Consider the following 20,716-nt stretch of genomic DNA (forward strand, 5'->3'; position numbering starts at 1 on the left):
ACTCGTACCCACCGGTTTCACTGTTGGCGTCCTGGTACTATCCGGGTATGCGACGGACCAGCAGGTGGGTTCGAGAACCCACCCTACGTCAACGAGCAAGCTGGCAGGTGAGCGTCAATACTCGCGCCGATCCGGCTTGATCTCCTGCAGGATCGTCGTCGCGATCTCCTCGATCGACTTGGTCGTCGACGACAGCCAGCGAATCCCCTCGCGCTTCATCATCACTTCCGCCTCGTTCACCTCATACCGGCAATTCTCGATCGACGCATATTTACTTCCCGCGCGCCGCTCGTTGCGGATCTCGGTCAAGCGCTCCGGCGTGATCGTCAGCCCGAACAGTTTATGTTTAAAGGGCGGCAGCGAGGACGGCAACTTGCCGCGCTCGAAATCGTCGGGAATCAGCGGGTAATTCGCGGCCTTGATCCCGTACTGCATCGCCAGGTAAAGCGAAGTCGGTGTCTTGCCAGAACGCGACACGCCGACCAGGATCACATCCGCCTCGGCCAAATTCTTGTGCGATTGCCCGTCGTCGTGGGCCAGCGAGAAGTTGATCGCCTCGATGCGGTTCTTGTATTCCTCGGAATCGACGATGTTGTGAATGCGCCCGATGGTGTGGGTCGATTTCACGCCGAGTTCCATTTCCAGTGGCGCCACGAAGGTCTGGAACAAATCCATGTGCATGCCGTGCGAGGCGCGGATCACGCCCGACAGATCGTGCTTCACCAGGGTCGAGAACACGATCGGGCGCTGGTTGTCGGCCGCGTACACCTCGTTGATGCGGCGCGCGGCGTCGCGTGCCTTGTCGAGCGTATCGATGAAGGGAATGCGGATCTGGCGGAAGCGCATCTCGAACTGGCTCAGCACCGCGTGGCCGAAGGTTTCGGCGGTGATGCCGGTGCCGTCGGACACGAAAAACACGGTGCGCGCGGTCGGGGGAAGTGCGGGGCGGTTCTCGGCGGTCATATTGAATTCTTGGCTATGCTGACAGATTTGCACGTTTCGTGCGGTGTGAAACCCGGGCGCTCGCGGTAGAATGCTCGGCAACGGATTTGCATTGTGCTGCACGGCGCCCAGAATAACAAGAATACATGCGCCCTCTGCCCAGCAACGTGCACGACAGATTTCTATCATCAAGTAAGGGTGTTTTACCATGACTAACCTGTCTAACGCAGCATTGAAGGAGCCGGAACAAGGCACGGGTGTTTACGTTGCCTCGTTCGAAAACCTGCGCATGACCGATGTCGAATCGGTCGGCGGCAAGAACGCCTCGCTCGGCGAGATGATCAGCCAGCTCGCCGAAGCCGGCGTGCGCGTGCCGACCGGCTTCGCCACCACGGCGCAGGCCTTCCGCGACTTCCTCGGCCACTCGCTGGACGGCGGCCCTTCGCTGGCAGACCGCATCGCCACCCGCCTGGAAAGCCTGGACATCGACGACGTGCGCGCCCTGGCCGCCGCCGGCGCCGAGATCCGCCAGTGGATCATCGACACCCCGTTCCAGCCGCGCCTGGAAGAGGAAATCCGCTCGTTCTACGACCGCCTGGTTGCCGATTCGGAAACCGAGATGTCCTTCGCCGTGCGTTCCTCGGCCACCGCCGAAGACTTGCCGGACGCGTCGTTCGCGGGCCAGCAGGAAACCTTCCTGAACGTGGTCGGCATCGACAACATCCTGGAAGCGATGAAGCACGTCTTCGCTTCGCTCTACAACGACCGCGCGATTTCCTACCGTGTGCACAAGGGCTTCACCCACGCCGAAGTGGCGCTGTCGGCCGGCGTGCAGCGCATGGTGCGTTCCGACACCGGCGCGGCCGGCGTCATGTTCACCATCGACACCGAATCCGGCTTCAAGGACGTGGTCTTCATCACCTCCAGCTACGGCCTGGGCGAAACGGTGGTGCAGGGCGCGGTGAACCCGGACGAGTTCTACGTCCACAAGCCGATGCTCCAGCAGGGCAAGTCGCCTGTCATCCGCCGCAACATCGGTTCGAAACTGATCAAGATGGAGTTCACCGCCGAAGCCAAGGCAGGCCGTTCGGTGAAGACCGTCGACGTGCCGATCGAGATGCGCAACCGTTACTCGCTGACCGATGCCGAAGTCGTCGAACTGGCAAAATATGCCGTCATCATCGAGAACCACTACGGCCGCGCGATGGACATCGAATGGGGCAAGGATGGCCGCGACGGCAAGCTGTACATCCTGCAGGCGCGTCCGGAAACCGTGAAGTCGCAGCAGAAGGCCACCGACGCCCAGCAGCGCTTCAGCCTGAAGGGCAGCGGCACCGTGTTGACCAGCGGCCGCGCCATCGGCCAGAAGATCGGCGCCGGTCCGGTGCGCGTGATTACCGACCCGTCGGAAATGGAACGCGTGCAGCCGGGCGACGTGCTGGTGGCCGACATGACCGACCCGAACTGGGAACCGGTCATGAAGCGCGCCTCGGCGATCGTCACCAACCGCGGCGGCCGTACCTGCCACGCGGCGATCATCGCGCGTGAACTGGGCGTGCCGGCGGTCGTCGGCTGCGGTGACGCCACCGAGACCCTGAAGGACGGCACCTTTGTCACCGTGTCGTGCGCCGAAGGCGACGAAGGCAAGATCTACGACGGCCTGCTGGAGACCGAAGTCACCGAAGTCTCGCGCGGCGAACTGCCGCCGCTGGCGACCAAGATCATGCTCAACGTCGGCAACCCGCAGCTGGCCTTCGACTTCCAGTCGGTGCCGAACGGCGGCGTCGGTCTGGCGCGCCTCGAGTTCATCATCAACAACAACATCGGCGTGCACCCGAAGGCCATCCTCGAGTACCCGAACATCGATGCCGACTTGAAGAAGGCAGTGGAGTCGGTCGCGCGTGGCCACGCATCGCCAAAGGCCTTCTACGTCGACAAGCTGGCCGAAGGCGTGGCGACGATTGCCGCCGCGTTCTGGCCGAAGCCGGTGATCGTGCGCCTGTCCGATTTCAAGTCGAACGAGTACAAGAAGCTGATCGGCGGTTCGCGCTACGAGCCGGACGAGGAAAACCCGATGCTGGGCTTCCGCGGCGCCGCGCGCTACCTGGCCGAGGACTTCGCCGAGTCCTTCGAGATGGAGTGTCTCGCCATGAAGCGCGTGCGCGAAGAGATGGGCCTGACCAACGTCGAGCTGATGATCCCGTTCGTGCGCACCCTGGGCCAGGCCGAGAAGGTCATCGGGCTGTTGGCCAAGTATGGCCTGAAGCGCGGTGAAAACGGCCTGCGCGTCATCATGATGTGCGAAGTGCCGTCGAACGCCATCCTGGCCGAGCAGTTCCTGGAACACTTCGATGGCTTCTCGATCGGCTCGAACGACCTGACCCAGCTGACCCTGGGCCTGGACCGCGACTCCGGCATGGAGCTGCTGGCCAAGGACTTCGACGAGCGCGACCCGGCCGTGAAAGCCATGCTGTCGCTGGCGATCAAGGCTTGCCGCGCACAGGGCAAGTACATCGGTATTTGCGGCCAGGGTCCGTCGGACAACCCGGACTTCGCGGTCTGGCTGATGGAGCAGGGCATCGAGTCGATGTCGCTCAATCCTGACTCGGTGGTTGAAACCTGGCAGAAGCTGGCGTCGATGTAAATCGCGGAACCTGCCGAGGCAGGTTTCATAACGCAGGAAAGCCCGCTACCAGTCCTGATCGCGGGCTTTTTTATTGCCTGGTGAGCGGGGAGCGCGGGCGGGTTATTACTGCTTCCGGGCCCGGAGAATGGATGGTTTGATGGCGTGATCGGGAACAAAACCTCTACCACAGCGATTGCAATAGCAGCCCTCGATGAATTGTTGAAGTGGAGCGCTCGCTACATACGGCGGCTCGATTTCATCCACGGCGAGCTGACTCGATCGCTGATATCCGGCGCGTTCAGGATCCGGGCTTTCCGCTCCGATCAAGAGCATTTTCGGAACGACAAATTCAGACGTTTTACAGCAGGGGCAGGCGCGTCCGGCGCTGACTGGATGGGTTTTCATGGCAGGACTTAGGCTTGCTGACCAAGTGCAATCGAGACAAGTGCAGGAACCAGGATGACAAAGACTTGTAGCCGGTGCGAAATTTTCCGATTGGTTTCCCGGCGACCAGCCATCGTCCAGGCCGCGCTGCACAGGGCCAAACCGCAACATGCGCCGATGTAGCAACCGAACCGCAGGTACAGATTCGAAATGAAATAGGACGCGTCAGGTGAGGTAGCGAACTGAGCGGGAGAAGCTGTTTCCCACTCCGTTATTCGTTGCAGGGTCCAAAACGCCAATAACGTCAAGATTGTCTCTACCAAGACCAATCCGTAAAAGCATTTTGAGTTCATGACGCGTATTCGCATGTACTGATGTCTCCGAAACCTATTTGCTCAGCCTTAATCGTGGCGAGGCGTTCCACTTCAGTTCCCTCCAGGAGACGCCGTCTTCGCTCGCTGCGCTTAAACAGGCACATCGCATCGCGGGCATTTCTTCGGCAATTTCCAACTCCAATAATAAATCGGCGTCCCTGCTACCTGCTTCTCACGATAGAGTAAACGCGCTCCGCAATGAGTACATGCCAGGCTCATCCCGCCAATACCGCCGACCAGTAAAAGAGCGAACAAAGGCAGCAAAAATGCCGGCGAGATTTCCAGCGCCAAGATGCCCATCAAATACATGAGTGGGAGAGCCGCAACATAAGCCCAGTACTGTTGCCTGGTCGAGATTTTCCTCATGATCGCCGTGAAGAGTCGGATGTCGCATGAATCGTGACTACCATAACCGTCCTTTGTCGCGCGAGCAGTAAACAGTATCGTGTCTTATCTGCAATATATGCAATTTCCCACTTCTGCGCAATGAAGACCGTCCAATCTGCATGGCAACAAATAAGTTGACTCTGTTCCAGAACTCGTTAGACTTTTAGAAACCCTCGTCAGCCTGCACGGCGGCGAGGGTTTTTTTCGGAATCAGAGGAGAATGGAAATGAAACGCTTGTCGATTGTCCTGGGTTTGGTGGGACTCATGCTGTCCGGCGCCGCTTTTGCCGACGAAACCGCCTTCTGCAAGACCGAGTGCGACAGCGCACGCGCTCAGTGCAAGGCCAACACCAGCAAGGCGTCAGGCGACGATGCCGTCAAGCTGCTCAGCAGCGAGGAAACCAACGCCTTTGCACGCACCGCGCGCGACCCGGTTGCCGGCGTGGGCGCGCAGTCGCTCGAACGCAGCGGCCAACAGAACCGCCGCGCCCAGCAGATGGGCATCTGCGACGACAAATACCAGCGCTGCACGCGCGCCTGCGGCACCCCCGGCGACGGCGGCGCGGTCTTCCCGATGCGCAAACGCGGCAACACGGGCTGACGAGCGGCACCGCCGCTCTGCGGCACACAACAAGGAGGAGACACATGGACGACTGGGTGAACTGGATGATCGGCGCCGGCATCCTGGTGGTGGCGGAGCTGTTCACGGGAACCTTCTACCTCTTGATGATCGCCATCGGCCTGGCCTGTGGCGGCATCGCGGCGCTGCTGGGCCTGTCCGGCCCGGTGCAGACCCTGGTCGCGGCGGCTACCGGCCTGGTCGCCACCAGCATCCTGCACCGCAGCCGCTTCGGCCGCCCGGCCAAGACGAGCGCCACGCGCGACCAGAACGTCAACCTCGACATCGGCGGGCGCGTCACCGTGCACGCCTGGAACGAGGGCCGCGCGCGCGTGATGTACCGCGGCGCGCTGTGGGACGTGGAGCTGGGCGGTGGCGCCATCGCCGAGGCCGGCGACTTTCGCATCGTCGAGGTGCAGGGCAACCGCCTGATCGTGGCGAACGCGTGATTCATCACGAATACCAATAATTAGAACTCATCTATAAGGGATGCTCATGGAATTCGAACTGTCCTTCGGCATGGTGGCGCTGGTGATCTTCATCATCGCCGTGGTCTTCGTCATCAAGACCATCAACGTGGTGCCGCAGCAGCACGCCTGGGTGGTCGAGCGCCTCGGCAAGTACCACGCGACGCTGGCGCCGGGCCTGAACATCGTCGTGCCTTTCGTCGACCGCATCGCCTACAAGCACGTGCTGAAGGAAATCCCGCTCGACGTGCCGCCGCAGGTTTGCATCACGCGCGATAACACGCAGTTGCAGGTGGACGGCATCCTGTACTACCAGGTGACCGATGCCATGCGCGCCTCCTACGGCTCGTCGAACTATGTGCAGGCGATTACCCAGCTGGCGCAGACCACGCTGCGCTCGGTGATCGGCAAGATGGAACTCGATAAAACCTTCGAGGAGCGCGACCACATCAACACCACCATCGTCAACGCCATCGACGAATCGGCCGCCAACTGGGGTGTGAAGGTGCTGCGCTACGAAATCAAGGACCTGACGCCGCCGGCCGAGATCCTGCACGCGATGCAGCGCCAGATCACGGCCGAGCGCGAGAAGCGCGCGCTGATCGCGGCGTCCGAAGGCCGGCGCCAGGAGCAGATCAACATCGCCAGCGGCGAGCGCGAGGCGGCGATCGCGCGCTCCGAAGGCGAACGCCAGGCCGCGATCAACCGCGCCCAGGGCGAGGCGAACGCCATCGTCGCGCTGGCCGAGGCCAGCGCCACCGCGCTGCGCCAGGTCGGCGCCGCGATCCGCGAGCCGGGCGGCGAGGACGCGATGAATCTGCGCGTGGCGGAGGAATACGTCGACGCCTTCGGCAAGCTGGCCAAGACCAACAACTCGATCATCGTGCCGGCCAACCTGGGCGAGATGAGCGGCCTGATCGCCAGCGCCATGCAGATCGTGAAGGCGCAGAAGTGATGGCGGGCGAGTCGCAGCGCGTCGTCGTGATTACCGGCGCCTCCGACGGCATCGGCGCCGAGATGGCGCGGCAGCTAGCGGCGACGCACGGCGCCGGCGTCGCGCTGGTGCTGGCCGCGCCCCTGCAGGCGGTGGCCGATGCCTGCACCGCGCTCGGTGCGCAGGCGGTCGCGGTGCCGACCGACGTATCGATCCAGATCCAGTGCCGCCGGCTGGTGATCGGTGCGGTCGAGCGGTTCGGACGGATCGACGTCCTGGTCAACAATGCCGGCCGCTCGGCGCACGCGCTGTTCGAAGAGGTCGAAGACCTCGACTGGTACGAAGAGCTGATGCGGGTGAACCTGTGGGGCGCCGTCTGGTGTACCCAGGCCGCGTTGCCGCATTTGAAGCGCACGCGCGGCAGCATCGTCGCCGTGTCGTCGCTGGCGGGGCTGATCGGCGTGCCGGGCCGCACCGCCTACAGCGCCACCAAGTTCGCCATGACCGGCTTCTTCGAGGCGCTGCGGGCGGAATTGCGCGGCGCGGGCGTGAGCGTGACCACGGCCTATCCGGGCGTGGTGGCCACGCAGATCCGCTACCGCGGCTTCAATGCCGCCGGCGAAACGGCAGGGGCCAGCGGCTTGATCGAAGACGGCGCGATGAGCGTGGAGGAATGCGCGCGGCTGATCGTCGACGGCATGAACCGGCGCCAGCGCGAGGTGGTCATGACCGGGAAGGGCAAGCTGGGGCGCTTCCTCAAATTGCTGGCGCCGGGGCTAATCGAGAAGATGGCGCTGGCGGCGCTGAAGCAGGACGTGCGGCCGCACTGATACCTGGCGGGGGCATGTCACGATGAAAGGGAACATATGGTACCTGCGGTCGACGAGGTGACCGTGCTCGACGCCGGCTACGACCCGGTCATGACGCCGCGCGGTGTGCTGGTCGCCTTGCTGGTCGTGATGTTCGTGACGACGCTGGTCGACATGGGCGCAGGCCTGAGCGCCCATGGTGAGCCGGTGCTGTGGTCGCTCCTGACTGGGCTATTGTCGAACTTCCTGATGTTCTACTGGTTCCGCGTCGACCGTGAGCTGCGTGCTTGGCCGCGCTCGCGCTGGCTGAGCACGGCGATGGTGACGATCACGCCGCTGGCGGTGCCTTATTACCTGGCGCGCAGCCGGCCGAGAGGGAAGAAGCTGCGCGGCGTGGCGGAGTTTGTCGGATTCGTGGTCTTGATGATAGTAGCGTCGATCTTGGGCGGCATGCTGGCGCTGTTGCTGGCGTAGGCGCGCGATCAACGTACGGTGGGCACTCCGTGCCCACGCGGAAGCATGATGGGTGTCGGCGGCGTTCCAGGCGGGCATGCAGCAAAGGCGCAGCGCCTCCAAATGATCATTTGTTAGCCCTTCCAATAATCGACCGATTCCGCCGGATCATGCGCCGACACGGCGCTTCGTTCCGCGTGGGCACGGAGTGCCCACCGTACGGTCAGCGCCATCATTCCGTTCGACGCCCGCACGTCATCACGTTCGCCAATAAAAAAGGGCGGCACACGCCGCCCTCCGATTCATTCAACAACGACCCTTAGAAATCCACCGTCGCCGACACCGCCAGCGTGCGCGGTGCGCCGGCCACCAGGTAGCCATACAGCGGATAACCGCCGCTCGAGGCCCAGTAATTCTTGTCGGTGACGTTGTCGACGCGCGCGCGCAGGGTCACGTCGCGGTCCATCACACGCGTGGCCCAGCTGGCGCCGATGTCCAGGCGCGACCAGGCCGGCACCTTCTGCGTGTTGCCGATGTCGGCGAACTGGGTCGAGGTGTACAGCGCGCGCGCGTTCAGCGACAGGCCCGGCACGCCAGGCACGTCCCAGTCGGCGCCCAGGTTCACCTGGATTTCCGGCACGCCGATCGCTTCCAGGCCGTCGGTGGCGCCGCCCAGCGTATCGCGCTGTTTGGTGTCGAGCAGCGTCGCGCCGCCCAGCAGGCGCAGGCCCTTGGTCGGCAAACCGAACACCGACAGTTCGACGCCGCGGTTGCGTTGCTCGCCAAACGTGCCAAAGGTATCGCCCAGGATGTAGGCTTGCGGCTGGCCGGTGGTGAACAGGGCGACGCTGCCGCCCAGCTTGCCGCCGTCGACCTTGACGCCGACTTCCTTCTGGCGCGAGACATACGGCGCCAGCGGCATGCCTTCGTTCGTCAGTTCGGTGTTGCCGAAGCCGCCGCGGGTGGCCGAACCACCTTGCTGCAGCGCTTCGATATAGTTCGCGTACAGCGACACGCCCTTGGCCGGCTTGAAGACGATGCCTGCCAGCGGCGTGTTCTCGCTCCGGTTATAACGCGCATTGACCCCTCCCGTCACGTAGTCGTAGCCTTCGTCCTTCAGGCGCTGGTGGCGGATGCCGACGGTCAGCAGCACGCTGTCATCCAGGAAGGACAGGGTATCCGCGATCGCCGCGCTCGACAGGATGGTCTTGCGCGTGACCAGCGGGTCGAACATGTCCCCGCCCGGCCAGAAGCCGGTCGGCGGCGCCGCCACGTCCACCGGACGGTAGATATTCGTGTTCCAGCCGCTGAAGTCGCCCATCGCATAGGCGTTCTTCGACTCCGAATGGAAGCCCGACACCGTGGCCGACAGCGTGTGGCCGACCGAGCCGGTACGCAGCGTGGTGCGCGCGCCGATCTCGCCGGTCTTGACGTCGTCTTCGCGTACGTTGTCGAAGCGGGTCTGGTAGCCGCCGCCGTCAACCGCGTTGACGTTCATCGAAGCCAGCACGTTCGATTCATCGGTCTTGCGCATGCCCAGCGCCGCCCAGCCGACCGAGTTGGCGCCGAGGTCGACTTCTGCGCGCAGGGTGCCGAACACGTCGCGCTCCTTCGAGTTCGTCCACGGTTGCGCCCAGTTGCTGTCGGAGCTAGGAGCGGCGACGATCGGCAGGCGGGGGCCGACAGTCACGCTCGGGCGCGCGTTGACCAGCTTGTGGTCCTGGTAGCCGACGTCGGCCGACACGCGGTAGGCGTCGCCGCGCCAGTCGGCGCCGATCGAGAACACGCTCAGCTCGCGCTCTTCGCGGTCGATGGCGGTGTCGCCGTCGCGGCGCACGGCGTTGATGCGGATGCCGCCGCGCTTGTCCGGGCCGAAGCGGCGCGCCAGGTCGGCCGCGCCGTACAGCTGGCCGCCGGATTCGACGCCGACCGTGAACTGGTTCAGGTCCTTGTTCGGGGCGCGCTTCGGCAGCAGGTTGATCATGCCGCCGATGCCGCCGCCGCCCGGCGCCGCGCCGTTCACGAAGCTGTTCGCGCCGCGGAAGACTTCCACGCGCTCCAGCAGTTCGGCCGCGACGAACTGGCGCGGCAGCAAACCGTAAAGCCCGTTATACGCCAGGTCGTCGGAGTTCACGGCGAAGCCGCGGATCACGTACAGCTCCTGGTAGTTGCCGAAGCCGCGCGCCACGCGCACCGACGGATCGTTCTGCACCACGTCGGCCACGCTGCGCGCCTGCTGGTCCTGGATCAGGGCGTGGGTGTAGTTGGTGGTGTTGAACGGGGCGCTCATGATGTCGACATTGCCCAGCAGGCCGAGACGGCCGCCGCGCGCCACCTGGCCGCCGGCGTAGTCGCTCGGCAGGCCCTGGGCCGAGGCGTCGGCCGATGCCGTGACGACCACGGTCTGCATCGGCTGGTCGGATGCCGGCTGGTCGGCGGCTGGGGCGGTGGTCTGGGCGCTGACCGAAGCGGAGAAGAGCAGGGCGCCCAGGGCGAGCGGGGTGAGGCGGAAAGTCGACTGATTCATGTAGGAGCAGGCTATGAAGCGTGTTGTTGTTAGATGAGAATGATTCGCAATCTTATGCCGCATATTATCCTCCTTAAGCTTGCGGCTGTAAATGAGAACCATTATTATCTGTAGCTCTTCGTCCGTCCCGAGTCACAATGTCATCACAATCCCTGCGCCGGTGGAGCTGGATCCACAAGTGGAGCAGCCTGGTCTGCACCGTCTTCATGCTGCTCCTGTGCCTGACCGGCCTGCCGCTGATCTACCACCACGAAATCGGCCATCTGCTCGGCAACGACGTCGAGGCGCCGGCCCTCGCGCCCGACATAGCGGCGAATCCTCCCAGGGCCAACCTGGATGCCGTGATCGCCTCGGCCCAGGCCCTGTACCCGAACAAGATCATGATGTACATGTCGCAGGAGCTCGACGAGCCCGCGATCTGGAACGTCACCCTGGGCGACCATCCGAACGACGAGCACTACAAGCCGATCGCGGTCGACGCGCGCACCGCGCAAGTCATCACCGAACCGGCCTTCGAAGGCGGCGCCTTCATGTCGACCATGCTGCGCCTGCACGTCGACATGTTCGCCGGCCTGCCGGGCATGCTCTTCCTCGGCGCCATGGGCCTGCTGCTGATCGTGGCCATCGTCAGCGGCGTGGTGCTGTACGCGCCCTTCATGCGCAAGCTGGAATTTGGCACCGTGCGCCATGAGCGCAGCACGCGCCTGAAATGGCTCGACCTGCACAACCTGCTCGGCATCGTGACGCTGGTGTGGGCGCTGGTGGTCGGCGCAACCGGCGTGATCAACACCCTGGCCGACGTGCTGCTGAAGGTCTGGCAGGCCACCGAGATCGCCGCCATGATCGAGCCCTACAAGGACGCCAGGCCGCTGACGCAGATGGCCTCGGTGGACGCCGCCGTGAAGACCGCCATGGCCGCCGAGCCGGGCATGCAGGTCGGCTTCATCGCGTTCCCCGGCACGCCCTTCGCCAGCCCGCACCACTACGGCATCTTCATGCACGGCGACCAGGCGTTTACCTCGCGCCTGTACAAGCCGGTGCTGATCGACGCCGGCAACGGCACGATCACCGACCGCCGCGAGCTGCCCTGGTACCTGACCGCGCTGCTGGTATCGCAGCCGCTGCACTTCGGCGACTACGGCGGCGGCTGGATGCAGTTCCTGTGGGCGGTGCTCGACATCGCCACCATCATCGTGCTCGGCAGCGGCCTGTATTTGTGGATCAAGCGCGGCCGCCGGGCCAGGGCGGATGCGAAGGACGCGCCGAAGACCGCGCCTGCCGTCCAGCCGGTGCTGGCGCGTTCGGGAGAAAGCCGATGAACACGCCCTTCATGCGGCTCTGGGGCATGCCGATCCTGCTTGGCATCCTCACCATCGTCGGCCTGCTCAGCGCACTGTTCGGCGACGGCATCTGGGACGCGCTGTCGGCCGTCACGCTGGGGATCCCGGTCGCGGTGGGCGCCTGGTTCAGCCTGCGCCGCAAGCGCGGCTAGGCTGGTCAAGCCGCACGGGAATCAGAGTTCCAGCTGTTCGCCCGACTGCTGGGCGGCGGGCCTGGCCGGCCGGTCATGGGCAATACCCAGGGCCAGCGCGGCCAGCAACAGGGCCAGCAACAGGGCCAACACCGCGCCGGCCGCGATGTTCCAGCGCCGCTGGACCCGCCTGAAGTGAGACAGGCTGTCCCAGCGCCGGCTGCGCCAGGCCCACTCGCGACCCTTCATCCCCAGCAGCACCCGCACCACCAGGCCGACGCCCGGCACGAGGCCGAGCAGGCCCCACGGGGTGCGGTTCCCGATCGCCCAGATCCAGCTGAAGACAAAGGCGCCCCAGGACCAACCGGCCACGCCTTCAAGCAATGCCGCCTGCCTGCCTGTGCCGGAGCTGTTCGCCGCGTCCATCTCCTTGGCATCGTCGCGCATGCCGTCCTCCATTCGTTCAAGCAAAGGGGCAGTATTGTATGCCCTCAGCAAATCTTAAGCATTGCCGCGACATCCAGGCGTATAACGTTGACATTCACTCAACGTAGTCCAACCACCTGGAGACCGACAATGAAGGACCTGATCCGCGCCAACAAGGGTTTCATCGCATTCCTGCTGCTGTTTGGCGTGTTCCGAACGGCGGTCGCCGACTGGAATCCGATTCCCTCGTCCTCGATGCGGCCGAACCTGCTGGAAGGCGACGTGGTGTTCGTGAACCGCCTGGCCTACGACGTGAAGGTCCCGCTCACCAACAGCATCCTCGCGCACACCGGCGAACCGCAACGCGGCGACGTGGTGGTCTTCGATTCGCCCCAGGACGGCACGCGCCTGATCAAGCGCCTGGTGGCGCTGCCGGGCGACGTGGTCGAGCTGCGCAACGAGCGCCTGGTAATCAATGGCGAAGAGGCGCAGTGGGGGCCGGTCGAGCAGGTGATGGAGCCGCTCGGCGAGCAGCAGGTGCCGGCGCTGCGCGTACGCGAACAGATCGACGGCCGCGCGCGCCAGGTGCAGTTCGTCCCGCGCATCAAGACCCCGGTGCGCAGCTTCGGCCCGGTGACGGTGCCGGCCGGCCAGTACCTGATGCTGGGCGATAACCGCGACAACAGCGCCGACTCGCGCTACATCGGCTTCGTGCCGCGCAATTTACTGAACGGCCGCGCCGAGCGGGTGCTGGTCTCGGCCGACACGCTGGGCAACTGGATGCCGCGTTTCGACCGCTTCGGCCATTCCCTACGTGACTGAAGGCGCGCCGGCCGCGATCGGGAACACCCGGTCGTAGGCCAGGTTGAACAGGAAGCCGTAGACAAGATAGAAGATCACGATGGCGACGTCCATCAGCAGGGCCGCCCACAGGCCGATGCCGAGGTACCAGGCGATCATCGGGATCAGCATCACGACCAGTCCGGCCTCGAACAGCACGGTGTGCACGACGCGGATCGCCAGCGTCTTGTGCACGCCGCCGCGCAGGCGCAGCATGGCGCGGTCGAAACCCCAGTTATAGACGAAGTTCCAGAGGGTGGCGATGGTGGCCGAGGCGATGCCGATGAAGCCCATGTGTTCGAGCGGCTGTCCGAACAGGAGGGCCGAGCCGGGAATGAAGATGGCGAGGGCCACGGCCTCGAAGCTGAGTGCGTGGCGGACGCGGTCGCGGAATGGTCGCATGTGACTCCTTTGCTGCTTGCGGTCCCGTGCCGGGGAAAGCGTGATTGACGTAGGGCCGGCATGATCGCATACTCCATAAATGTATGCATAGAGGCAAAAGCGAACCATGATGCGCCAAATATGAAACAGCTGGATTGGGATGACCTGCGCCTGGTCCTGTTCATCGCGCAAGAAGGCACGCTGCGCGGCGCGGCGAAAAAGGCCGGGCTGAGCGCGGCCACGCTGTCGCGCCGCCTCGATGAGCTCGAAGATGCGGTCGGCCAGAAGATCGTCGAGCGTTTCCAGGGCGGCTGCGTACCCACCGCCTTCGGCGCCGAGATCTTCGCCCTGGCCGGGCAGATGGGCGAGATCGCATTGGAGGTCGAGCGCACGCGCGACCAGCAGGATGCGCACGCCGCCTCGGGCCTGGTGCGCATCAACACCGACGAATGGCTGTCCTACTTTCTGACCACGCGCTTTGCCCGCTTCCACGACGCCTATCCGAACGTCGAGGTCGAGATCGTCACCTCGCACCGGCCCTACAGCCTGGCGCGGCGCGAAGCCGATATCGCGGTCCGGCCTTACCGCCCCGAACAGCTGGACCTGGTGGCGCGCCACCTCGGCACCCTGTCGTTCGGCTTGTATTGCAGCCGGGCGGTGGCCACGCGCCATGCCGACGCCCTGGCGCGCCAGGACTGGGCGACGCTGCCCTTCGTCGGCTTCGACGAGCCGCGCGCCGAATTCCAGTCCGACCGCTGGCTGCGCGCCTTGCCGGGTGCGCCGGCGCCCTGGATGCGCTGCAGCTACGGCCTCGGTATCCTGGACGGCGTCGCCCACGGCGCCGGCCTGGGCGTGCTGGCGACTTTCCTGGCCGGCGAAGGGCAGGACCTGGTGGCGGCGATGCCGCGCATTCCCGAACTCGACCAGGAGATCTGGCTGTCGATGCACCGCAGCCTGCGCAACAGCGCGCGCATCCGTGCGGTGGTCGATTTCGTCGGACAGGTGTTCGACGAATACCGGCAGACCGGCGCCTGACGCCGCGCCGGCGCGGCCGGGTTCAAGCCGCCACGGAGTCCCCGCACATGGCCAAGCGATTGCGCCCATCCATCTTGGCCCGGTACAGCGCCGCGTCGGCCGCCTCGATGCAGGCCAGCGGCGTGGAGGCAGTGTCGGCCGACGGACGGCAGGTATGCACGCCCAGGCTGATGCTGACCTGGCCGCAGCCGCTGTCGGCGTGGCCGATGCCGAGCGCCAGCACCGCTTGCCGGATCTTCTCGGCCACCGCACGCGCGCCGTCGCGGTCCGTGTCGGGCAGGATCACCGCGAACTCCTCGCCCCCGTAGCGCGCGGCCAGGTCGGTGGGGCGGCGCGGGCCGGTGGCGATGGCGCCGGCCACCTGGCGCAGGCAGTCGTCGCCGGCTACGTGGCCGTAGCGGTCGTTGAATTTCTTGAAGTGATCGACGTCGAGCAGGACCAGCGAGAAGGGCAGGCCGCTGCGCCGCGCGCGTTCGTGCTCGGCGGCCAGGGTCTCGTCGAAGCGGCGCCGGTTGGCCAGGCGCGTCAGGTCGTCACTGTCGGCCAGCTGGCGCAGCGTGACGTTGCGCAGTTCGAGGGCGGCGCGGGCGGCGCGCAGCTCGTCCTCCAGCGCCTCGCGCACGCGCAGCTGGCGCACCATGCGGCGTACGCCCCAGGCCAGCATGCCCACGGCGAAGACCACTACACAGCTCATCTTGATCACGGCGATCCACCAGCCGCGCAGGATCTCGTCCTTCGACTGGGCGGTGGCAACCAGCAGCGGGAAGCCGTCCAGGTGGCGGTAACTGTAGAGGCGCTCGATGCCGTCGATGCGGGCGGTCAGCATGGCCGTGCCGACCGGGCCGGATTTTTTATATAGCTGGGTCACCGGCCCGTTCGCGATGCTGGTGCCGACCATCTCCGGCTTGAAGGGGCGGCGGTAGAGCAGCGTGCCGTCGTCGATGGCGAGGATGATGGTGCCGGTCTGGCCGACATCGAAGCTGTCGTAGAACCTGCCGAAGAAGTCGAGCCGCAGCGAGGCCATGGCCACGCCGCCGAAACTGCCGTCGGGCCGGTCGATGCGGCGCGTGACCGGGATCGTCAGGGCGCCGCTCGAGCGGCTATGGATCGGCTTGCCGATGCGTACGCCGCGGCCGGCGTGGGTCATGTGGTAACGGAAGTATTCGCGGTCGACGTTGGTACCGGGTAGCAGGGTCGGCAACGACGTCGCCAGGCGGCTGCCGTCGGCGTCGTACACGAACAGTTCCTGGATTTCCGTGCTGGTTGCCGTGATATGCGCCATCCGCTTGTGCATGCGCTCGCCGTCCAGGCGGCCCGGGCCGTCTTCCTGCGCCCGCTCGACCAGTTCCGCCAGCACCGCGTCGGCCGTATGCAGGGAACGCTCGGCATGCGAGGCCAGGGCGCGCGCCATGTTCGCGGTGCTCACCGCGGTCTGTTCGAGTTCGCCCTGGCGCGAGGCCCACAGGCTCCAGGCATGCAGGCCGACCAGCATCAGGCAAAACGCCGTCATCAAGACAATCGAGCGCAGCATGATCGGTTTGCGCTGGGCGTCCAGCGTCTGCAAGCGGCGGTTGGTCGAATCGGTGGAATGCGGCATGACGCGGGCAAAATGGGATTGGTCGGAATGATCGCGTGCATAGGATACCCCTATCGGGCTGTTTTGTTTCCACAAGGAAGCATCATTTCGTCTCGCAATTCTCGTAATCCGAGCGGAGCGTGGGTGGAGAGCCACACCCGGCCGTGCCTAGGGGCTGGTCGATGCACTAATGGAAATCTCTGTACAATCGCGGGCCGTGCGCCGCCTGTCGTGGCGCCGCGTTTTCCTGAAAGCCCTCCGATGTACCGACTTTTGACCGTCATCCTGGCCTGCCTCGGCATGGCCGGGGCGCTCGCGATCGACACCTACCTGCCGTCCATGCCCGCCATCGGGCGCGACTTCGGCGTGGGACCGGTTGCGGTCCAGCAGACCCTGAGCGTCTTCCTGTTCACCTTTGCCTTCATGATGCTGTTCTACGGCACCCTGTCCGATTCCTTCGGCCGGCGCCGCGTGCTGCTGGTGGCGATGAGCCTGTACACCCTGGCCTCGATCGGCGCGGCCTTTGCCCCGACTTTCGCCTGGCTGCTGGCCTTCCGCGCGCTGCAGGGCCTGTCGGCCGGCGCCGGGTCCGTGATCGGCCAGGCCATCGTGCAGGACCGCCTGAAGGGCGCGGAGGCGCAGAAAATGATGTCGAACATCATGATGGTGTTCGGCCTGGCCCCGGCCATCGCCCCGATCCTGGGCGGCTGGCTGCACGTGCACTTCGGCTGGCGCTCGACCTTCGTGTTCCTGGCCGTGTTCGGCGTGCTGCTGGTGCTGGCCGTTCTCAAGCTGCTGCCGGAAAGCCTGCCGGTCGAGAAGCGCCAGGCTTTCCATCCGGGCACCATCGCCCGCAACTACGGCAAGGTGCTGCGCCATCCGCAATTCCTGCTGCTGTCGCTGTCGGTGGGTCTCGCCTTTGGCGGGTTGTCGCTGTACATCGGCTCGGCGGCCAATTTCGTGATGGTGATCCTCGGGCTGCCGGAAACGGCATTCGCCTGGATGTTCATTCCGCTGATCGGCGGCATGGTGGCGGGCTCGGCCTGGGGCGGCAAGCGTGCGGCCAAGGTCGATCCCCTCAGGATGAAATGGATCGGTTTCGGCATTATGGCCGTCTCGGTGGTGCTGAACGTGGGCTACAACGCGCTGTTCCCGGCGGCGATTCCGTGGGCGGTGCTGCCGCTGGCGATCTATACCTTCGGCCTGGCGGTGGCGATGCCGGCGATCCAGATGACGGCGCTGAGCCTGTTCCCGGACAACCGCGGGCTGGCCTCGTCGATGCTGGGTTTTATCCAGATGATGTCGTTCGCGCTGGTGTCGGGGCTGGTGGCGCCGCTGCTGTTCGAGAGCGCTTTCCTGCTGGCGTGCGGGGTGGGGGTGGGGCTGGTGCTGAGTTTCCTGGCTTGGCGGGGCAGCAGGCTGGCCTGAGAGCCAGGCTGGTCAAGCGTCGGTTAAACGCGTGGACGGCGCAGCCGTCCACCCTACGGCCGGCGGGACGAGTGACCGACTGCTGGTTGAACGCGTGGGCGCCCCGTGCCCACGCGTCGATCGGTCGAATCTGATTCATCGCAACGGCCGATCTTGCCCATTACGATCCGACCACATCACCGCCGATGCTGCTTCATCGCCGACGCCACTTCGCGCTTGGCGTCGCGATCCTTCTCGGTCGCACGCTTGTCGTGCTGCTTCTTGCCCTTGGCCAGGCCGATCTCGCACTTCACACGTCCACCCTTGAAATGCAGGTTCAGCGGCACGAGCGTATAGCCCGAGCGCTCGACTTTGCCGATCAGCTTGTCGATCTCGGCGCGCTTGAGCATTAATTTACGGGTGCGCAGCGCTTCCGGGTGGCTGAAGGCCGATGCCGTGGTCAGCGCGCTGATGTGGGCGCCGAACAGGAACAGCTCGTCGCCGCGCACGACGACATAGGCTTCCTTGATCTGCACCTTGCCTTCGCGGATCGCCTTGACTTCCCAGCCTTCCAGCACGATGCCGGCCTCGTAGCGGTCCTCGATGAAGTAATCGAAAAATGCTTTCTTGTTATCAACAATGCTCATGAAATAGCGAAAACTCGCGGGTCGGTTAAACTACTGCTGTCGCGCCTGGATTGGCGCAAAATGCAACTTATCCAACATCATAACAAACGGTTGACCAATGGCAGTAGTGCACAAATCAGTTTTCTTAGGCTATAGCGCCGAACAGATGTTCGATCTGGTCGCGAAGGTGGAAGATTATCCGAAGTTCCTCCCCTGGTGCAGCGGCGTCAAGCTGCTCGAGCGAACCGACGACAAACTGGTCGCCAGCTTGCAGATCAATTTCCATGGCGTGAAGCAGAGCTTCACCACGTCGAACCACAACCAGCGCCCCACGCAGATGAAGATGCACCTGGTCGAGGGGCCGTTCAAGATGCTGGAAGCGACCTGGAACTTCAAGTCCCTGCGCGCCGACGCCTGCAAGATCGACTTCGACATGCATTACGAGTTCTCCAGCATCATCCTGGAGCAGCTGGTCGGCCCGGTATTCGGCATGATCGCCAACACCATGGTCGATTCCTTCAGCAAGCGCGCCGAGGCGGTGTATGGCTGAGGTGCAGGGCGACCCGGCCGCCGGGCTGCTGCAGGTGTACGTCAGCTACGCCACCGCGCAGCGCGAATTCCTGCGCCCGATGCGTGTCGAACCGGGCACGACGGTCGGCCAGGCGATCGAGTCGAGCGGTGTCCTCGCCGAATTCCCGGACATTAATCTGGTCACCCAGCCGGTCGGCATCTACGCCAAGAAAAAGACCCTTGACACGGTGCTGCGCGAGCGCGACCGCATCGAGATCTACCGTCCCCTGATCGCCGATCCCAAGGATTCGCGCCGCAAGCGCGCGGCAAAGAAGGACGGCGCGCCGCCACGCGCACCCGCCTGAGCGCGGCGGTGCAGGACGGCTCCCCGGCCGCTCCCCGCCGTCATCGTGCCGCTGCGGTAAGCGGCAAGCAGGAACTTATTGCTCGCAAGGCTATTGTTTTGCGGTAAGATGATTGTCCATGCGCCGCCCGCCTTCCCGGCGGCGCATGCATGTTCCGCGCCCGGTACCGTGCCTGCCGCGCCAGGCGACTGCCGGCAGGGCCACGCCTGCTTTTGCTGCCCCGTCTATGTTAAGTGCCCTGAGTCTCTTGCTGATTACCACCGGCCTGGCCGTGGTAATGCTGTTCGTCCTGACCTCGCTGGCAGGCAGCAAGATCGCCGGCGTGCGCGAATGGGCGCAGGCGAATGCGCTCGCCATCCTGGCGCTGGCGCTGTCGGCCTGCCGCGGCATCGTTCCCGACCTGCTGTCGATCGAAGTGGCCAACGGCCTGTTCGCGGTGGCGATCTGCCTGATGCTGGCCGGCTTCCGGCTGCACCTCGGCCGCACGGTGCCGGTGCGGCTGCTGGCCGCCGGCTGCGCCCTGACGGTGGCGGCGGTCGCCGTCTTCCATGTCGGCTTCGACTCGCTGCCGCTGCGCACGGTCGTGGTGTCGGTATTCCACGGCATCATCTGCCTGGCGATCGGCCTGGCCATTCCCACGCATTCCCATGCGCGCCTGCGCTACGCCTACCTCTACACCCGGTGCGCGGCGCTGGTGCTGGCCCTGGGCCACCTGGTGCGCGGCTGCGCCTATGCCTTCCAGGCCGACGTGCCAGCGGCCTTCCTCGAACCCACCACCCAGAACCTGGTCTTCTTCGCCCTCGGCACGCTGGCCTTGCCCGGCCTGACCCTGGGTGCGGTGATGATGGCGAACGCGCGCATGGTGTCCGATGCCGTGCATGCCGCCGACCACGACTACCTGACCGGCGCCTCCACGCGCCGCGCTTTCTTCGCGGTGGCCGAGCACGAGCAGGCACGCGCCCGCCGCCACGGCAGCGGCCTGGGCCTGCTGCTGCTCGACGTTGACCATTTCAAGCGCATCAACGATACCCATGGCCACGCCGTCGGCGACCAGGTGCTGCGCGAACTGGTGGCGGTGACCCAGGACGTCGTGCGCAAGGTCGACGTCTGCGCACGCCTGGGCGGCGAGGAATTCGCCGTGCTGCTGCCGGATGCGCAGCTGGACACGGCGCTGGCGGTGGCCGAACGCCTGCGCGCCGCGCTCGACCGTTCGCTGCAGGAGGCGCCGGGTGCAGCCCGGGTGCCGTACACGGTGAGCATCGGCGTGGCGATGCTCCAGGAAGACGACAGCTTCGCCGGCTTCATGGCCCGGGCCGATGCGGCCCTGTACGCAGCCAAGGCCGGCGGACGCAACCGCGTGGTCAGCGCGCAAGCTGGCGCACACCCGGCAGCGCCCAACCCGGCGGCCCGCGCCGCATGCGGCTGAGGGACCCCATGTTGGCGTCCGCCAGAAGCGTGAACCGTTCATTTTGTCGGACTGGTAAGCTTGGCATGATTATCATGCGTAACGACATAACTTAGTTGTTACGATGCAACCAGTTGATAACAGGTAGATAT

The 20,716-nt window shown here is 65.0% G+C and carries 22 protein-coding genes; 14 read left to right on the forward strand and 8 right to left on the reverse strand.

Annotated features, from left to right (window positions below):
- Positions 1-114 precede the first annotated feature (114 nt).
- Positions 115-963, reverse strand: a complete 849-nt coding sequence (locus QPK31_RS18510) for a pyruvate, water dikinase regulatory protein (RefSeq protein ID WP_290424369.1) — start codon at positions 961-963, stop codon at positions 115-117.
- 268 nt (positions 964-1,231) lie between these two features.
- Between QPK31_RS18510 and ppsA the strand changes: the two genes are divergently transcribed.
- Entirely contained in the window at positions 1,232-3,586 is a 2,355-nt protein-coding gene (ppsA, locus tag QPK31_RS18515) for a phosphoenolpyruvate synthase (protein WP_374045827.1), read from the forward strand.
- A gap of 105 nt (positions 3,587-3,691) precedes the next feature.
- On the opposite strand, the gene QPK31_RS18520 is transcribed toward ppsA, so the two are convergent.
- Both QPK31_RS18520 and QPK31_RS18525 read right to left on the reverse strand, forming a co-directional pair.
- Positions 3,692-3,973 carry a hypothetical protein gene (locus tag QPK31_RS18520; RefSeq protein ID WP_290424371.1) on the reverse strand — a complete coding sequence of 94 codons (282 nt, stop codon included), beginning with the start codon at positions 3,971-3,973 and terminating at the stop codon, positions 3,692-3,694.
- Between the two features lie 443 nt (positions 3,974-4,416).
- Positions 4,417-4,692, reverse strand: coding sequence for a hypothetical protein (locus QPK31_RS18525; RefSeq protein ID WP_290424372.1), 276 nt, complete (start codon positions 4,690-4,692; stop codon positions 4,417-4,419).
- Between the two features lie 247 nt (positions 4,693-4,939).
- Here QPK31_RS18525 and QPK31_RS18530 point away from each other — a divergent pair, with 247 nt between their 5' ends.
- The 5 genes from QPK31_RS18530 to QPK31_RS18550 are packed head-to-tail and all read left to right on the forward strand — an operon-like array spanning position 4,940 to position 8,016.
- Positions 4,940-5,314 carry a hypothetical protein gene (locus tag QPK31_RS18530; protein WP_290424373.1) on the forward strand — a complete coding sequence of 125 codons (375 nt, stop codon included), beginning with the start codon at positions 4,940-4,942 and terminating at the stop codon, positions 5,312-5,314.
- Between the two features lie 44 nt (positions 5,315-5,358).
- Positions 5,359-5,781, forward strand: coding sequence for an NfeD family protein (locus tag QPK31_RS18535; protein ID WP_290424374.1), 423 nt, complete (start codon positions 5,359-5,361; stop codon positions 5,779-5,781).
- Positions 5,782-5,827: 46 nt separating this feature from the next.
- On the forward strand, positions 5,828-6,754 hold the full coding sequence (locus QPK31_RS18540; protein ID WP_290424375.1) for an SPFH domain-containing protein: 927 nt from the start codon (positions 5,828-5,830) through the stop codon (positions 6,752-6,754).
- Positions 6,754-7,563 carry an SDR family oxidoreductase gene (locus QPK31_RS18545; protein WP_290424376.1) on the forward strand — a complete coding sequence of 270 codons (810 nt, stop codon included), beginning with the start codon at positions 6,754-6,756 and terminating at the stop codon, positions 7,561-7,563. The genes QPK31_RS18540 and QPK31_RS18545 overlap by 1 nt, the downstream gene beginning before the upstream one ends.
- A 36-nt stretch (positions 7,564-7,599) precedes the next feature.
- A complete protein-coding gene (locus QPK31_RS18550) occupies positions 7,600-8,016 on the forward strand; it encodes a hypothetical protein (protein WP_290424377.1) in 417 nt (138 codons plus the stop codon).
- Between the two features lie 298 nt (positions 8,017-8,314).
- Here QPK31_RS18550 and QPK31_RS18555 read toward each other — a convergent pair whose 3' ends face one another.
- Positions 8,315-10,522, reverse strand: a complete 2,208-nt coding sequence (locus tag QPK31_RS18555; protein WP_290424378.1) for a TonB-dependent siderophore receptor — start codon at positions 10,520-10,522, stop codon at positions 8,315-8,317.
- 137 nt (positions 10,523-10,659) lie between these two features.
- On the opposite strand from QPK31_RS18555, the gene QPK31_RS18560 reads away from it, so the two are divergent.
- Both QPK31_RS18560 and QPK31_RS18565 read left to right on the forward strand, forming a co-directional pair.
- Positions 10,660-11,841 (forward strand): PepSY domain-containing protein, encoded by a 1,182-nt coding sequence (locus QPK31_RS18560; protein WP_290424379.1) that lies wholly within the window; start codon positions 10,660-10,662, stop codon positions 11,839-11,841.
- A complete protein-coding gene (locus QPK31_RS18565) occupies positions 11,838-12,014 on the forward strand; it encodes a hypothetical protein (protein WP_290424380.1) in 177 nt (58 codons plus the stop codon). Before QPK31_RS18560 ends, QPK31_RS18565 begins: the two co-directional genes overlap by 4 nt.
- A gap of 21 nt (positions 12,015-12,035) precedes the next feature.
- Here QPK31_RS18565 and QPK31_RS18570 read toward each other — a convergent pair whose 3' ends face one another.
- Complete coding sequence (locus tag QPK31_RS18570; protein ID WP_290424381.1) at positions 12,036-12,464, reverse strand: hypothetical protein; 429 nt, start codon at positions 12,462-12,464, stop codon at positions 12,036-12,038.
- 105 nt (positions 12,465-12,569) lie between these two features.
- Here QPK31_RS18570 and lepB point away from each other — a divergent pair, with 105 nt between their 5' ends.
- Positions 12,570-13,241, forward strand: coding sequence for a signal peptidase I (gene lepB / locus QPK31_RS18575; RefSeq protein ID WP_290424382.1), 672 nt, complete (start codon positions 12,570-12,572; stop codon positions 13,239-13,241).
- Here lepB and QPK31_RS18580 read toward each other — a convergent pair.
- Positions 13,230-13,661 carry a PACE efflux transporter gene (locus QPK31_RS18580; protein WP_290424383.1) on the reverse strand — a complete coding sequence of 144 codons (432 nt, stop codon included), beginning with the start codon at positions 13,659-13,661 and terminating at the stop codon, positions 13,230-13,232. The genes lepB and QPK31_RS18580 overlap by 12 nt on opposite strands.
- Positions 13,662-13,781: 120 nt before the next feature.
- On the opposite strand from QPK31_RS18580, the gene QPK31_RS18585 reads away from it, so the two are divergent.
- Positions 13,782-14,675, forward strand: a complete 894-nt coding sequence (locus QPK31_RS18585; protein ID WP_290424384.1) for a LysR family transcriptional regulator — start codon at positions 13,782-13,784, stop codon at positions 14,673-14,675.
- Positions 14,676-14,697: 22 nt separating this feature from the next.
- Here QPK31_RS18585 and QPK31_RS18590 read toward each other — a convergent pair whose 3' ends face one another.
- On the reverse strand, positions 14,698-16,272 hold the full coding sequence (locus QPK31_RS18590) for a sensor domain-containing diguanylate cyclase (RefSeq protein WP_290424385.1): 1,575 nt from the start codon (positions 16,270-16,272) through the stop codon (positions 14,698-14,700).
- 240 nt (positions 16,273-16,512) lie between these two features.
- Between QPK31_RS18590 and QPK31_RS18595 the strand changes: the two genes are divergently transcribed.
- On the forward strand, positions 16,513-17,679 hold the full coding sequence (locus QPK31_RS18595) for a multidrug effflux MFS transporter (protein ID WP_290424386.1): 1,167 nt from the start codon (positions 16,513-16,515) through the stop codon (positions 17,677-17,679).
- Between the two features lie 176 nt (positions 17,680-17,855).
- On the opposite strand, the gene smpB is transcribed toward QPK31_RS18595, so the two are convergent.
- Positions 17,856-18,305, reverse strand: a complete 450-nt coding sequence (gene smpB / locus QPK31_RS18600) for an SsrA-binding protein SmpB (protein WP_290424387.1) — start codon at positions 18,303-18,305, stop codon at positions 17,856-17,858.
- Between the two features lie 97 nt (positions 18,306-18,402).
- Here smpB and QPK31_RS18605 point away from each other — a divergent pair, with 97 nt between their 5' ends.
- From QPK31_RS18605 to QPK31_RS18615, 3 genes are all read left to right on the forward strand, one after another.
- A complete protein-coding gene (locus QPK31_RS18605) occupies positions 18,403-18,834 on the forward strand; it encodes a type II toxin-antitoxin system RatA family toxin (RefSeq protein ID WP_290424388.1) in 432 nt (143 codons plus the stop codon).
- A complete protein-coding gene (locus QPK31_RS18610) occupies positions 18,827-19,159 on the forward strand; it encodes an RnfH family protein (RefSeq protein ID WP_290424389.1) in 333 nt (110 codons plus the stop codon). Before QPK31_RS18605 ends, QPK31_RS18610 begins: the two co-directional genes overlap by 8 nt.
- A gap of 247 nt (positions 19,160-19,406) precedes the next feature.
- Complete coding sequence (locus tag QPK31_RS18615) at positions 19,407-20,585, forward strand: diguanylate cyclase (RefSeq protein WP_290424390.1); 1,179 nt, start codon at positions 19,407-19,409, stop codon at positions 20,583-20,585.
- Positions 20,586-20,716: the final 131 nt, after the last annotated feature.

The organism is Massilia sp. YIM B02769 (assembly GCF_030411995.1).
Lineage (GTDB): Bacteria > Pseudomonadota > Gammaproteobacteria > Burkholderiales > Burkholderiaceae_D > Telluria.

Coding starts and splice junctions, on each gene's coding strand:
- QPK31_RS18510 (WP_290424369.1), bottom strand. CDS start 963: ATGACCGCCGAGAACCGCCCCGCACTTCCCCCGACCGCGCGCACCGTG.
- ppsA (WP_374045827.1), top strand. CDS start 1,232: ATGACCGATGTCGAATCGGTCGGCGGCAAGAACGCCTCGCTCGGCGAG.
- QPK31_RS18520 (WP_290424371.1), bottom strand. CDS start 3,973: ATGAAAACCCATCCAGTCAGCGCCGGACGCGCCTGCCCCTGCTGTAAA.
- QPK31_RS18525 (WP_290424372.1), bottom strand. CDS start 4,692: ATGAGGAAAATCTCGACCAGGCAACAGTACTGGGCTTATGTTGCGGCT.
- QPK31_RS18530 (WP_290424373.1), top strand. CDS start 4,940: ATGAAACGCTTGTCGATTGTCCTGGGTTTGGTGGGACTCATGCTGTCC.
- QPK31_RS18535 (WP_290424374.1), top strand. CDS start 5,359: ATGGACGACTGGGTGAACTGGATGATCGGCGCCGGCATCCTGGTGGTG.
- QPK31_RS18540 (WP_290424375.1), top strand. CDS start 5,828: ATGGAATTCGAACTGTCCTTCGGCATGGTGGCGCTGGTGATCTTCATC.
- QPK31_RS18545 (WP_290424376.1), top strand. CDS start 6,754: ATGGCGGGCGAGTCGCAGCGCGTCGTCGTGATTACCGGCGCCTCCGAC.
- QPK31_RS18550 (WP_290424377.1), top strand. CDS start 7,600: ATGGTACCTGCGGTCGACGAGGTGACCGTGCTCGACGCCGGCTACGAC.
- QPK31_RS18555 (WP_290424378.1), bottom strand. CDS start 10,522: ATGAATCAGTCGACTTTCCGCCTCACCCCGCTCGCCCTGGGCGCCCTG.
- QPK31_RS18560 (WP_290424379.1), top strand. CDS start 10,660: ATGTCATCACAATCCCTGCGCCGGTGGAGCTGGATCCACAAGTGGAGC.
- QPK31_RS18565 (WP_290424380.1), top strand. CDS start 11,838: ATGAACACGCCCTTCATGCGGCTCTGGGGCATGCCGATCCTGCTTGGC.
- lepB (WP_290424382.1), top strand. CDS start 12,570: ATGAAGGACCTGATCCGCGCCAACAAGGGTTTCATCGCATTCCTGCTG.
- QPK31_RS18580 (WP_290424383.1), bottom strand. CDS start 13,661: ATGCGACCATTCCGCGACCGCGTCCGCCACGCACTCAGCTTCGAGGCC.
- QPK31_RS18585 (WP_290424384.1), top strand. CDS start 13,782: ATGAAACAGCTGGATTGGGATGACCTGCGCCTGGTCCTGTTCATCGCG.
- QPK31_RS18590 (WP_290424385.1), bottom strand. CDS start 16,272: ATGCCGCATTCCACCGATTCGACCAACCGCCGCTTGCAGACGCTGGAC.
- QPK31_RS18595 (WP_290424386.1), top strand. CDS start 16,513: ATGTACCGACTTTTGACCGTCATCCTGGCCTGCCTCGGCATGGCCGGG.
- smpB (WP_290424387.1), bottom strand. CDS start 18,305: ATGAGCATTGTTGATAACAAGAAAGCATTTTTCGATTACTTCATCGAG.
- QPK31_RS18605 (WP_290424388.1), top strand. CDS start 18,403: ATGGCAGTAGTGCACAAATCAGTTTTCTTAGGCTATAGCGCCGAACAG.
- QPK31_RS18610 (WP_290424389.1), top strand. CDS start 18,827: ATGGCTGAGGTGCAGGGCGACCCGGCCGCCGGGCTGCTGCAGGTGTAC.